This is a genomic window from Sutcliffiella sp. FSL R7-0096 (assembly GCF_038595065.1).
In the GTDB taxonomy this organism is placed as follows: Bacteria; Bacillota; Bacilli; order Bacillales; family Bacillaceae_I; genus Sutcliffiella_A.
Genome location: NZ_CP152003.1, coordinates 189,876 through 202,090 on the forward strand (window position 1 = coordinate 189,876; position 12,215 = coordinate 202,090).

The following is a 12,215-nucleotide window of genomic DNA, read 5'->3' on the forward strand; positions in this document are numbered from 1 at the left end:
TTGAATGCCCCGGCCAAAAATCACCCCACATCAACTAGACTTGTGGTCCAGTAATATGTCTGAACTTTACAACTCGCTTGAGGGTGAAATTATCCGGATTATTATCAGGCGCTTAAGTAAAGGTTCAAACGATATTACTAGCTGGCAAGCTCAAAAGCTATTGGAATTGCGATTGTTTAATAGTGAAGTAGCAAAGCTAATATCTAGTGTTACTAGTGTTGCGGAGTCGGAAGTTTCTCGAATGTTTGAAGAAGCCGGTAAAGGTATTATTGATAACATCGATAAATCTATGCCTTATTCCACCAAGCCGGTGCCAACGAATCTGGATGATGTAATGCGTGCTTACAGTAATCAAGCTTGGAAAGATATCGATAATTATGTCAATCAGTCTTTGATTACAACTCAGTATGGTATAGGTTCAGCCCAGGTCGCATATCAAAGTATATTAAATCAAACCTCTGCTTTATTTAATTCCGGAATAGAAAACTTTGAGCAGGCATTAGAAAGATCTATCACGGATTTAGTACAAAGAGGTATTCGAACAACTTTAAAGGACAAAGGAGGAAATTCTTGGAGCCTTGAGGGGTACACACGTACAGTTTTAAAGTCTACGCTAAGTAACACCTATAACCAGCTTAGAACGGAGCGTATGGCTGAATATGGAGTTCATACCGTACTTGTAACAAGTCATGTTGGGGCACGTGAGGCTTGTTCACATATTCAGGGGAATGTGGTTGATTTAAGGCCTGTTTCTGAGTTGCCGGAAGGTAGTGAATTTAAATCAATTTATGATGAATCTTGGTCAGCTAAATATGGGGAAGCGGGTGGGCACCGAGGAGCAAACTGTAAACATCTGCACATACCGTTTATACCGGGAATAAATACAAACAATCAACCCCTGATTGACCCTGCATTAAACCAGAAAATACTTAAAGCACGTGATACTCAGCGAAGAATTGAGCGTGAAATAGTGAAGTATAAGAAAAACCTCATGGTTGCCGAGGAACTAGGAAGTGAAAAGGCTAATCATTGGAGAGAGATGGTTAGACGTAGGCAAGCAGCAATGAGGTTACATTTAAATACCAATGTTGAGTATTTAAGACGGAACTATAAGCGCGAGAAAGTATATACTCCATTAGCTGCATTGCTTGAGGATTTTTCATATGAAGATTAGGAGGAATAGGAGATGAAGATGAAAGAATTAAACCATGATCTACTAACGAACAAATATACTCAGGTTTATCATGAAGAAAAGTTTAAATTTAATGCTCCTCATACATTCGATGTAGTTACACAAGCTGAATTAGTGGAGGGGAAAGGGCCTCTTCCAGCTTCAATACAAAAAATTCATTTTCAAGAAGGTGCAATAAAAGAACATGGCGTAAATGGAGTAATGAATGAGGATTTGATTGCTATGGTCATTTGTCGATTAGACCACTTTCAAGAATCCGAATTTGCTTGCTATGAAAATGACATCGCTATCGTAAAACTAGAAGAAGCCCTATTGTGGCTAAGGAAGCGCACAATGGGTAGAGAAAAACGCGGCGTAGAAGGAACACATATAAAGTAAATCTCGGTTTTAGCTACGATGCTAGAAGACTTTTCATAAAAAGAATAGGAGGAATATTATGTCCAAGTTAACCAAGAAAGATCTAAAAGCGATCTTCACTAAAGCAAAGGAAGAAGGTAGCAAATTTGTTTTTGTTGGAATTGAAGCAGAAGGTGTTCAAGAGACTATCTGTATTCCAGAGCGCTCTTTTGTCGAGAAACATGCCTTTTACGAGAGAAGTTACACTGACGATTTAGTCCATGTAATGAATAAAAATGTATTCATTCGTGGTTTGTCATATGGTGGATCTGACCAGTTGGATAATATCGCATAATTTACATCTATCAATCGATGATAGGTGTTTTTTCTTGTCTTTTATTCGTTAGACGCAATAAAGAAACGAAAGGAAAATACCCATAAGGGAGGAATAATCTTGTTTAACAAATTGATGATGCAGGTTGTTTTGCTTTGGACGTTTTTGTTTGGTCAAAAGGTTGATCAGTCACCTAAAAGAACTGAAGGAAAGTTATTACCGTTACAATTACAATTCTTTGCCGATGGTGGGGAAGGAGATCCACCGCCAGCAGATCCACAGGGAGGAAATGAACCTCCTAATAACGATCCGCCACCAGCCGACCCACCAAAGACATTTACACAGGATGAACTAAACAATATCGCGGCAAAAGAAGCTAAAAAGGCCCAAGAAAAGATTTTCAAAGAGTTAGGGCTAGATTTCGAGAATGCTAAAGAAGGAATGAAAGCATTTAAGGATTGGAGCGAAAGCCAAAAAACAGAGCAACAGAAACAAGCTGACAGATTAAAAGATTTGGAGAAAAACTATTCATCTGCCAGTGAAGAAAATACGTCTCTTAAAGCTCAACTATCCGCATTAAAAGCAAATGTAAAAGCTGAGTCCGTGGAGGATGTTGTCACTCTTGCTAAAACCATGGTTAGTGAGGAATTGGACATGGATGGAGCTATTGCGAAAATAGTAGAGAAGTATCCTCATTTTGCCCAAAAGGTAGAAGAACAACAGGAGGAGAAGAAACCATCTTTCTCCACAGGTCAGCACCAGAAGAAACCAGAATCCGATACGGAGAAATGGTTAAACGCATTTAAATAAAATTAATTAGGAGTGATTCATAATGGCAGTAGTAAACTATGCTGAACAGTATCAACAAGCATTACAACAAAAATTCACACAAGGACTAGCGTTCAACGCTCTTTATTCTTCACCGAACAATGCATACATCAAGTGGGTGAATGCTAAAACAATCCAGATTCCTAACATCACGACTGGAGGATTCACCGACGTTGACCGGGATGTAATGGGTAACTATACCCGCCGAGTAGATAACTCTTGGATTCCGAAAACACTTGAGCATGATCGAGAGTTCAAGACTCTTGTTGACCCTCAAGACATCGATGAAACAAATCTAGCTTTGACAATTGCAAACATCACACGTGTATTTAACGATGAGCACAAGATTCCTGAAATGGACAAATACATGGCATCCAAATTATACACGGAGTACACAGGGTTTGGTGAAACGGCAAACACAGACCAGATTACGGAAGCATCAGCATTATCTATCTTTGATGACATGATGGAGGAAATGGATGAGGCTGAAGTGCCACAAGAAGGCCGTATCCTATATGTAACTCCAGCAGTTAAAAAGGTCCTTAAAAATGCTGAAAAAATTCAACGTACTCTGGATGTAAAAGGAGAAGCTAGTGCAGTAAATCGTAATGTTCGCTCACTTGATGAAGTGACAATCGTTTCCGTTCCTTCTAGCCGAATGAAAACTTTGTATAACTTTACTGATGGAGCTGTTCCTGATGTAGCTGCACGTCAAATCAACATGATCTTAATTCACCCGTTAACTGTAATTTCTCCTCAGAAATACGAGTTTGTTTCTTTGGATGAGCCTAGCGCAAAAACAGGCGGTAAACACCTTTACTACGAGCGCAAATACTGGGATGCATTCTTAATCGAGCAAAAGGTTAAGGGAGTTAAATTCAACGTTTCAGCAGCAGAATAATAAAGGGAGGGCTTCGGTCCTCCTAAATTTTTAGGAGTGATATTATGGCAAAGATGATTAAAGGAAATCGTATTTTGGATGTTGATGCAGGTCGTGTGGAAGCGTATCTCAAACAGGGTTACAACCAGGTGGACGACGCTGGTAAGATCGTAAAACGGGCAACAGGTGGTCGGTCAGTTTCTCTTCAGGAGCATAATAAGGTGTTGGCCGAGCTAGAAGCACTAAAGGGGTCGCCATCGGTTGAAAAGGAATTAGAGGAAGTAAAGAAAGAAAATAAGACCCTCAAGTCTGAGATTACAAAGCTGAAAAAGTCGTTGGATGAAAAGAAGAGTGAATAGTCGTGCACTATATTACCTATACGGAATTTGAGGTGCTAACTGAAGGAACATTTGAAATTACAAAAGAAGAGTTCACTCAGCTACTCCATAAATCGTCAGCGGTACTAGATAGCGCTACTTCATACTTCTATAAAAGAAATAACCTGGAGAAAGACCATGATTGGCGTAGAAACCAATTCAAGTTAGCTTTATGTACGCAAATTCAATATTTCCATTCCCTTGGGGCAACCACATTTGAAGAAATCAATAATACTCCTCAAACGTTTCAAGCGGGGCGTACTAGTGTTTCAAATTCTAGTAGATATAACCCAAATGGAGCTAACGAAAGTAAACCGTTGCTATCAAAAGATGTATATGTATACCTGGATGGGACCGGTCTTTTGTATAGTGGGGTGAACGCATGGTGATGCCAAAGCCACCAAAAAAGTTTTGTATTGATTCTTTTGAGTACAAGGAATACACGGGGGAGAATAATTGGTCCGAACCTGTATTTGCAAACCCGGTGCTAATTGAAAATTGTCGTATCGATCGTGGTGCGGAATATACTTCAACTTCATCTGGAAAGCAACTGATCTACAACGCAGTTGTTTTTTGCTATGAGGAAATAACAGTACCACTACCAATTTTTAAAGTTCAATCTGTACTCCGTTTTGATGGAAAAGATCATGTGTTGACTAAAGTCGTACCAATCTATGAGGCATACAAGAAAACCATCTATTCCTACGAATTGGAGGTGGTGTGATGGTACAAGTAAATATCAACTTAACTAAGGTCAAAAAAAGGATCAGTCAAGCTAGTGTTAATCGAGGACGAATGATATCTGCCAATCAAATGGTCGCTGACATGAATCAATTTGTTCCGATGGATGAAAATATTCTGAGGCAAACTGGTCATTCAAATAAAGGCGGAACAGCATTACTTTGGGAGATGCCTTATGCTGCTAGATTGTTTTATATGCCAATGTACAATTACACCACTCCTGGTACCGGTCCGAGATGGGATATAAAAGCAAAGAGAATGTTCATGTCGGATTGGTTAAAAGCATTTGTGGAAGGTGCTGACTGGTAATGGATTTTATTGAAAGGTTATGCGATCGAGTAAATAAAATGGCTGGTCTCCCTATAGATTGTAAGCTGGGTTATTTAGGAACAGATGAATCTTTTGTGGTGTATCCTCTACCTGGATCACGGACAGTTCAAGAGTATATGAATGGTACCAAGGACCAGCAATTGAATTATGAGTTTGCCATGAAGTCTAAACTACAAAGTAAAATACATGCAACTTTGTGGCTTGTTCAAAAAGAGTTGGAGAAGTTAAAAGAACTTAAAAGCCAAGATGATAGCTTTGAGTTTGAAGAATTAATCATAACAAACAAACCTTTCATCAATAATGCAGATGAACAAGGTTGGTTTGTTTTTTTATTAGATGTGCAAGCAAATATAACCGTTATTAAGGAGGAATAAGGATGGCTAGAAAAAAGAACGCCCTTCGCGGGCATTTTGTCCAGGCATATGTGCCAGGTGAAGAAGTAGGAACCGCATGGTTAGAGCTTGCTAAATGGATTTCCACTATTGGAGACGATACGCAGGAAACAACTGAAGATACCGCTTATTACGATGGAGACGGTACGCCAGAAACGGAAGTGGTTTCTGTTGCAGGGGCGTATACTCCTGAGGGTACATTCGATCCCGAAGATCCTGCACAAGCACTGATTGCAGGACTGAAGTACAAAACGGGTGATGGTCGTAAAATTTGGCACCGGGTAGTGTCTGCAGATGGTAAAAAAGAATGGGTAGGACGTGCAACTGTAACTTCTATTGTTGCAGGGGCAGGGGACGCTAGTGCATATGAAACATTTAGTTGTAACATTCGTTTTGATAGTATCCCAGAGGAAACAGTTCTTACTCCCTAACGAACCTCCAGAAGATGGAGGCGATGAAGAAGAGATACCAGAAGAATGAGAGAGGCACATGCCTCTCTTTAACTTATTTAAGGAGGATGACTAATGTCTGAAGTACAGATTGACATACAACGAACGGGGTTTCCGGTAAAAGTCGGTTCTATTGAGCTGTGGTTTGATAGTTCTTTAGAGAACTTAAGACGTTTCTTTAATGTGGATGAAATTGCACAGGAAAAGTTAAAGGAAGCTCAAGAAAAGGCTAAACATATACATTTCCCGGATGAAGTGGAAATCGAAAATTTAGATGTTACTACGGTTGATGCAGCGTTTGATGTTAATAAAGAATTCATCGCGGCCCAATACGATATCATTTTCGGTGATAACACATTTAAAAAGGTTTACAAAACTTATCCTGATATCTTGGCTTTAGAACAAGCTCTTGATGTAATTGGGATTGCTATTGCAAAACGAATTGAAGAATTAGAAGTTGAAAGGTCTGAAAAGACAGAAGCTAAAAAGATGGAATACTTAAACAAAAAAGCAAAGAAGAAGTAGGTGACTAGCATGAGGTTGAACGACCCTCTAGTTACCTCTTTTTCATATAGAGGGGAAGAGTATTCCATTGACTTGGCTTTTGACAATGTTCTAGATGTATTTGATGTACTAGGCGATAAAAGTCTTAGGAATCAAGAAAAGGCTGAAATCTGCCTTGAATTGTTACTTGGATATAGTCCGACTGATCAATCTTTAACAGTTGAGTTGTGGAATTATATTTATAAAACTTTTATCCATATTGAAAGCAAACAACCTCTTGAATATGACCGTCAAGGAAATCCGATGCCAGTAAAAAAAGAGGATAGTAGAAAGTTGATTGATTTAGAAAAAGATGCACCATATATCTTTGCTTCTTTCCAACAAGCTTACCAGATAAATCTACATAGAGAGCAAGGGAAGCTGCACTGGCATGAATTTCAATCATTATTAAATGGGCTACCAAGTGAAACAATTATGCAGCGTATTATTCAAATACGAATGTGGGAACCGTCAAAAGGTGAGTCAAGTGAATATAAGCAGGCAATGAGAGAAATGCAGAAAATTTATGCATTGGATGACGAAGGTGGAGAGGAGGTGGAATAGATGGCCGATGGGACTATTAAGATTGCAATTGAAGTGGATGGAAAACCGGTCACTTTAGCATCAAAGGAGCTTGATAAGCTAGAGGAATCTGGTAAAAAGTCCGGAAAGGGTATCAAATCGGCAGAGAGTAGCATGGAAAGCCTGGCCGATAGCAGTGCCAAAGCTGGTAAAAGTGTAAAAGGTGCTAGTGATGCGGTAGATAACCTAGGTGATAGTGGGGCCAAGACAAGTAAAGGTTTGAAGAGTGTAGACGGGGCAATGGATGGTCTTGCCGATAGTAGCGCGGATGCATCCTCAAGTGTAAAAGGCGTATCAGATAGTTTAAATAATATGTCTGACAATGCAACTGGAGCAGCTAATAGTACTAAAAAAGCAAAAGAAGAAGCTGCTAGCCTTGGTGAAGAAACTGATAAAGCTTCAGGAAACACGAAGAAATTTGCGGTAGCCCTTGGACTTGTTGCCATCGCTTCTGCTGCTTTCGCGGTATTGAAATCGTCAATGGATAGTGCTATCAGCCGTTTTGATACACTCAACCAGTTTCCAAAGGTGTTACAAGCACTAGGGGTTTCGGCAGAAGAATCAGAGCGTGCAATGAGTCGGTTATCCGATGGCATTGATGGACTTCCAACAACTTTAGATGACATTGCAGGAAGCGCCCAGAGGATGTATACCTCTTTTGGGAATATGGATGAAGCAACCGACACTGCCATCGCGTTGAATAACGCATTGTTAGGGTCGGGATCTAGCGCCGAACAGGCTAAGCGTGGAACAGAACAATATATTAAAGCACTTCAAACCGGTACGTTTGATATGAACACTTGGAACACACTATCAGAAACGATGGATGTAGGGTTGGTTAAGATTGCCGAAAGCTTCGGATTTGCTGGTAAGAGTGCCAAGGATGATCTTTATAAGGCGTTGCAAGACGGGACCATCACCCTCGACCAATTTAATGAAAAGTTAATTGATGTGGGTACTGGGACTGGTATCATGGCGAAACTAGCTAAGGAAAATAGTCTTGGTATCGCTACGTCTTTAGGGAACTTGCGTAATGCGGCTGCCAGAGGTGTAGCTGGAATGCTTGATTCATTTAATAAGCTGACTCGAGATGTTACTGGTAAAGAAATAGCAGAAAATATTGATGGATTAAAGGTTATAGTAAACCAGTCTTTTAAAGTGATGGGTTCAGTAATTGAAAGCACTACCCCATATGTTGTAGGATTTTCATCCGCAGTAAGGGATGCTATGCCTGTTGTGAAAGCTCTCACCCCGGCTTTGGTTGGTATGGCCAGCGCATATACCATCCACAAAGTTATCACCTTGACCACATCAGCCCTAGTGGCAAATACTACTGCAGTTGCAGTTGCAACTACCGCTAAAAATGTCTATGCGGTTGCAACGAATAAATTAGCACTTGCTTTAGCCCTAAGCGCTGTACAAATGAAGGTTTCAAGCGCTGCGATTTTAACTTATAACAAGGTAATCGCATTAACTACAGCTACACAAGCAATGATGGCATCTGGAATGAGTCTCACTGCTATTGCTGCAGTCGGTCTAAGTGGAGCAGTTCACATACTAAACGTAGCAATCAAGGTGCTTTTAGGACCAATTGGATGGGCAACACTTGCTCTTGGTGCTTTGGTAGGTGCTGTGGTTGGAATAGTTAAGTGGTTTAACAGAGCGAGCGAGGATTCAAAAAGGTTAAGCAAAGAGACAGAAGACTTAGGAAATGCTAACGACGAATTAAAAAATTCGTTGGATAACTCTTCAAAAGCTTACAAGGACAATCAAAGAGAAATAGAAAACACTACCGCCAACAACAAAGACCTGATAAAAAGGATTGAAGAATTATCCGAAAAGGAAAATAAATCTGTTGGCGATAAGCAAATGCTTAAAACTTACATCGATGAGCTTAACGGATCTATAACAGATATGAACCTTGCTTATGACGAGGAAGCCGATGCCTTAAATCTATCTTCTGAACAAATACAGGCCAGAGTTGTCTATATGAAAGAAGAGGAAAAACTATTAAGTGCTCGTGAAAGGCAAGTGGAAATATCTCGAGAGCAAGAAGAAGTTGAAGGGCAACTTGCGGAAACGATAGCGAAAAAAACAGAAGTCGAAAATAATAGTAATCTGTCAAAAAGTGAAGCAAAAGAGCTTTCAGAACAACTGACAGAAAAAGAAAGAGAGCTTGAAGAAGCTCTAGCTGCTCTAGCAGTGCAACAAGCAGATACGGAAGAACAAATGACAGCATCTCAAAACAAAATTGCAGAGGCAGTTGAATCAGGAAATACTAGGCAGATAACCTCTTATGAGCAGTTAGAGGGCGCTACCAAAGAAGCATTCGATAGCATGAAATCTTCTTATGACTCTCTAGTAGAAAATGCTACAAACGCATTTGACAGAATGTCCGAAGAATCCAAGGTAAGTGCCGAAGAAATGATTGCTAACCTTGAACACAATCAGAGAATGACGGAAGAATGGGGAAAGAATGTCGCAAACCTTTATGAGCGAGCTGGTAAAGAAGGTAATGAAGGGTTTATCCAGTGGCTAGAGTCTATGGGGCCGGAGTCAGCAGCTGAATTGGCCGTTGTTTCTGACATGTCAGATTCAGAGTTGAATAGATTCATTCAATTAATGAATGAAGGTGGCACGGTTGCCTCTCAATCCTTAAAAGATTCACTTGGAGAAGGCTTTGACGAAGTAGTCGATGTCATGATCAATTTCGTAGACGATGGATCTAAAACGCTAAAGGATCAGATTAAGGCTGCAGATTTTGAGTCAATTGGTATTGCAATTCCTGAGGGTGTGCAAGGTGGAATGGAAAAAGGCAAAAAAGGAGTCATCGATGCATCCTCTGAAATGGCGAAAGGAACTTCTGATGCTTTTAAAACCTACATGGATATCAACAGTCCTTCTCGACGTTTTAAAGGTTATGGGACAAACATCACCGAAGGTCTAGTGCTTGGTATTAATGAAGGCACATCGGCTGTTTTGGATGCTATTAGAAAAATGCTTCAAGCAATTCAGAAAGAATCAGAGAATAACTTCAAACTCATTTCGAAAAATCAAGATTCTTCAGTGAAAGAAATGGAGAAGTCATTTGATAGTTTGAAAAGAGTTACTCAAACAGGCATGCAAAACATGCTGGATAGAGTAAGGGATGGCTCCAATCGTCAAAAAGATGTCATGAGGGGATTGGCTAAAGACTTATTAAATCCTTTTAATAATACTCCATCCCAATTTCTTTCTATTGGTAGAAATTCCATGGCAGGCTTAAATCAAGGGTTATTGGCTGGCAGAGGGCAAGTGTTGTCCACTGCTAGAACTATAGCAAACCAAGTTGCTAGTACAATGAAAAGCGCTTTAAGAATCCACTCACCTTCTAGATTGATGCGTGATGATGTAGGTCGTTTCATTCCGGAAGGGATCGCAGTGGGGATAAAGGAAAATGCAAAGTCTGTTTACAGAGAATTAGACATTCTTTCTAAAAACATGGTTCTGTCATCTACACCTGAGCAAGCATTAGGGACCTCTAGAATGGCGTATGCAAGTTCTAGCAGCCAAGTCATGGATCCGTTCAAAAGAGTACCATTCCCTGGTAATAATACTTCCAATTCCAATATGAATCTAACTGGACTAATATCTGCAATTGAGCGACTGGCAGCAAGGCCGATCAGAGTAGGTATTGACGGCCATGAATTTATTGAAGCTACCGTTGATGGCTTTGATGCTGCACTCCAGTTTAAACAAGCAAGAAAGGACCTGTTTTAGGAGGTGAGTATTTGAGTTTCTATTTTGACAACATAACCAAGACCTATATCAGGGCATTACTAGGAGTGGAACGGCCAGCTTGGGCTCCTATCGAGCATGAAATCATTGAGGTCCCAGGAAGTGCCGGCGGTATTACTGTAGAGAAGAAAAGGAAGGTTAGAATTCTTTACGTGCCGGTGGAAATTAGGGGGAATAATACACTTAATTTGCAAAAAGTTAAAGAGGATTTAGCCAAATGGTTGATTAAGGACGACCCTAGAAATCTCGTATTTCCAGACGAACCTGATCGAGTGTATTATGCAGAAATAACAGGAGAGTTAAATCTAGATGAAATAGTGGAGAAAGGGAAAGGGTTGCTTACATTCCTTTGTACGAACCCTTTTAAATATGGGCCACAACTCACCTTTACTAAGTCTGCATCAACAAGTGGTACGAATACACTAATCATGAACAACCCTGGTACCGTAGAAGCCTATCCGGAATTTAGATTTATTGTTAAGAAGCCTATTACTCATTTGGATATCATTGGTCCGGATAAGTACATGAGAATTGGTAGACCAGTAACGGTTGAAGAAACCATTGTCAATCCTACAGAAACCATTCTATCCGATACTATGCGAACTCTGATTGGTTGGACAAATGCACACAATGTGGATGGAGGAGTCATTGCAGGTAGTTTCCAAGCTACAGAAAATGGATTTAGAGTTAGTAATTTTGGAACAGGAGAAGCATGGCACGGACCAGCATTGCAAAAGTCAATATCGCAGCCATTGGAAGATTTCCAAGTGATGATGCAATGTACTTTCTATTCTTCGAGTAATGATGGTGTAGGGAGAATAGAACTTTACCTATTAGATGAAAACGGGAATGCCTTTGGAAAATTGGCTTTCAAAGATATTCACCGTTACGAATACAAACAACAAGCAGAAGCAAGAGTGGGCCCGTTGTTAGGTGGTACCTTTATCATTGCTGGACAACCTGCAGATCCTAAAATGTTTGATTTCTTTACTGGAATCCTACGACTCAAGCGCGTGAAAGGGAAATGGGAAGCATATGTGGCCAATATCTCCAATCAACATGTTGGGGAAATGCAAGGTTCTATACTGGATGAAAGTGTTTCAGCAAACCTTGCGGGAATTAAAATTCATGCAGGTGTAAGTGGGCAGAATACGCCAGCATACATGACAGTTAATCATATATGGGTTGAAAAAATAAATGATCTTTCTGGATCGGTTGTACCTAACATCGTCCAACCAGGAGACGAGATTGTAATGGACTTTAAGAAAGACTTAATCCTAATAAACGGTGAAGATATGAAGAAGCTGAAAGGTGATTTTATCTCATCTTTCTTTCCAATCAAGCCGGGCGATACCGCCCTAGTCATTTCTCCTGGAGATGCAGTAGACGTCGAAGCAAAAGTGAGGGGGCCTTACCATTAGTCAAATACATTTATTACATCATCAAACCGATGA

General features: G+C 40.1%; 15 protein-coding genes. All 15 read left to right on the forward strand.

All coding sequences use genetic code 11. The features are described 5' to 3' along the window. Window positions 1–4 precede the first annotated feature (4 nt). The 15 genes from MKY77_RS01135 to MKY77_RS01205 all read left to right on the forward strand — a co-directional run bounded on the left by MKY77_RS01135 (window position 5) and on the right by MKY77_RS01205 (window position 12,182). Complete coding sequence (locus tag MKY77_RS01135) at window positions 5–1,174, forward strand: phage minor capsid protein (protein ID WP_342515605.1); 1,170 nt, start codon at window positions 5–7, stop codon at window positions 1,172–1,174. Window positions 1,175–1,186: 12 nt separating this feature from the next. Then, window positions 1,187–1,570: a hypothetical protein gene (locus MKY77_RS01140; RefSeq protein ID WP_342515606.1), complete on the forward strand. Its 384-nt coding sequence runs from the start codon at window positions 1,187–1,189 to the stop codon at window positions 1,568–1,570. A gap of 58 nt (window positions 1,571–1,628) precedes the next feature. After that, window positions 1,629–1,883 carry a hypothetical protein gene (locus tag MKY77_RS01145; protein ID WP_339148400.1) on the forward strand — a complete coding sequence of 85 codons (255 nt, stop codon included), beginning with the start codon at window positions 1,629–1,631 and terminating at the stop codon, window positions 1,881–1,883. Window positions 1,884–1,982: 99 nt separating this feature from the next. Beyond that, window positions 1,983–2,672 carry a hypothetical protein gene (locus MKY77_RS01150; RefSeq protein ID WP_342515607.1) on the forward strand — a complete coding sequence of 230 codons (690 nt, stop codon included), beginning with the start codon at window positions 1,983–1,985 and terminating at the stop codon, window positions 2,670–2,672. A 22-nt stretch (window positions 2,673–2,694) separates the two neighbouring features. Continuing rightward, the gene (locus MKY77_RS01155) at window positions 2,695–3,591 is read left to right on the forward strand and encodes a capsid protein (protein WP_342515608.1); all 897 of its coding nucleotides are present in this window, start codon (window positions 2,695–2,697) and stop codon (window positions 3,589–3,591) included. A gap of 44 nt (window positions 3,592–3,635) precedes the next feature. Continuing rightward, window positions 3,636–3,929, forward strand: coding sequence for a hypothetical protein (locus MKY77_RS01160; protein ID WP_342515609.1), 294 nt, complete (start codon window positions 3,636–3,638; stop codon window positions 3,927–3,929). Window positions 3,930–3,931: 2 nt separating this feature from the next. Further along, window positions 3,932–4,336 (forward strand): hypothetical protein, encoded by a 405-nt coding sequence (locus MKY77_RS01165; RefSeq protein WP_342515610.1) that lies wholly within the window; start codon window positions 3,932–3,934, stop codon window positions 4,334–4,336. Next, a complete protein-coding gene (locus MKY77_RS01170; RefSeq protein ID WP_342515611.1) occupies window positions 4,336–4,671 on the forward strand; it encodes a putative minor capsid protein in 336 nt (111 codons plus the stop codon). The genes MKY77_RS01165 and MKY77_RS01170 overlap by 1 nt, the downstream gene beginning before the upstream one ends. Continuing rightward, complete coding sequence (locus MKY77_RS01175) at window positions 4,671–4,997, forward strand: minor capsid protein (RefSeq protein ID WP_342515612.1); 327 nt, start codon at window positions 4,671–4,673, stop codon at window positions 4,995–4,997. The genes MKY77_RS01170 and MKY77_RS01175 overlap by 1 nt, the downstream gene beginning before the upstream one ends. Next, window positions 4,997–5,392: a minor capsid protein gene (locus tag MKY77_RS01180; protein WP_342515613.1), complete on the forward strand. Its 396-nt coding sequence runs from the start codon at window positions 4,997–4,999 to the stop codon at window positions 5,390–5,392. The genes MKY77_RS01175 and MKY77_RS01180 overlap by 1 nt, the downstream gene beginning before the upstream one ends. 2 nt (window positions 5,393–5,394) lie before the next feature. Then, entirely contained in the window at window positions 5,395–5,841 is a 447-nt protein-coding gene (locus MKY77_RS01185; RefSeq protein ID WP_339148408.1) for a phage tail protein, read from the forward strand. A gap of 93 nt (window positions 5,842–5,934) precedes the next feature. Beyond that, window positions 5,935–6,384 carry a hypothetical protein gene (locus MKY77_RS01190; protein WP_251436537.1) on the forward strand — a complete coding sequence of 150 codons (450 nt, stop codon included), beginning with the start codon at window positions 5,935–5,937 and terminating at the stop codon, window positions 6,382–6,384. A gap of 9 nt (window positions 6,385–6,393) precedes the next feature. Beyond that, window positions 6,394–6,966: a Gp15 family bacteriophage protein gene (locus MKY77_RS01195; RefSeq protein ID WP_342515614.1), complete on the forward strand. Its 573-nt coding sequence runs from the start codon at window positions 6,394–6,396 to the stop codon at window positions 6,964–6,966. Beyond that, window positions 6,967–10,743 carry a tape measure protein gene (locus tag MKY77_RS01200; protein ID WP_342515615.1) on the forward strand — a complete coding sequence of 1,259 codons (3,777 nt, stop codon included), beginning with the start codon at window positions 6,967–6,969 and terminating at the stop codon, window positions 10,741–10,743. It abuts the gene before it with no gap. A gap of 11 nt (window positions 10,744–10,754) precedes the next feature. Then, window positions 10,755–12,182 carry a distal tail protein Dit gene (locus MKY77_RS01205; RefSeq protein WP_342515616.1) on the forward strand — a complete coding sequence of 476 codons (1,428 nt, stop codon included), beginning with the start codon at window positions 10,755–10,757 and terminating at the stop codon, window positions 12,180–12,182. Window positions 12,183–12,215: the final 33 nt, after the last annotated feature.

Coding starts and splice junctions, on each gene's coding strand:
- MKY77_RS01135 (WP_342515605.1), top strand. CDS start 5: ATGCCCCGGCCAAAAATCACCCCACATCAACTAGACTTGTGGTCCAGT.
- MKY77_RS01140 (WP_342515606.1), top strand. CDS start 1,187: ATGAAGATGAAAGAATTAAACCATGATCTACTAACGAACAAATATACT.
- MKY77_RS01145 (WP_339148400.1), top strand. CDS start 1,629: ATGTCCAAGTTAACCAAGAAAGATCTAAAAGCGATCTTCACTAAAGCA.
- MKY77_RS01155 (WP_342515608.1), top strand. CDS start 2,695: ATGGCAGTAGTAAACTATGCTGAACAGTATCAACAAGCATTACAACAA.
- MKY77_RS01160 (WP_342515609.1), top strand. CDS start 3,636: ATGGCAAAGATGATTAAAGGAAATCGTATTTTGGATGTTGATGCAGGT.
- MKY77_RS01170 (WP_342515611.1), top strand. CDS start 4,336: ATGCCAAAGCCACCAAAAAAGTTTTGTATTGATTCTTTTGAGTACAAG.
- MKY77_RS01175 (WP_342515612.1), top strand. CDS start 4,671: ATGGTACAAGTAAATATCAACTTAACTAAGGTCAAAAAAAGGATCAGT.
- MKY77_RS01180 (WP_342515613.1), top strand. CDS start 4,997: ATGGATTTTATTGAAAGGTTATGCGATCGAGTAAATAAAATGGCTGGT.
- MKY77_RS01185 (WP_339148408.1), top strand. CDS start 5,395: ATGGCTAGAAAAAAGAACGCCCTTCGCGGGCATTTTGTCCAGGCATAT.
- MKY77_RS01190 (WP_251436537.1), top strand. CDS start 5,935: ATGTCTGAAGTACAGATTGACATACAACGAACGGGGTTTCCGGTAAAA.
- MKY77_RS01195 (WP_342515614.1), top strand. CDS start 6,394: ATGAGGTTGAACGACCCTCTAGTTACCTCTTTTTCATATAGAGGGGAA.
- MKY77_RS01200 (WP_342515615.1), top strand. CDS start 6,967: ATGGCCGATGGGACTATTAAGATTGCAATTGAAGTGGATGGAAAACCG.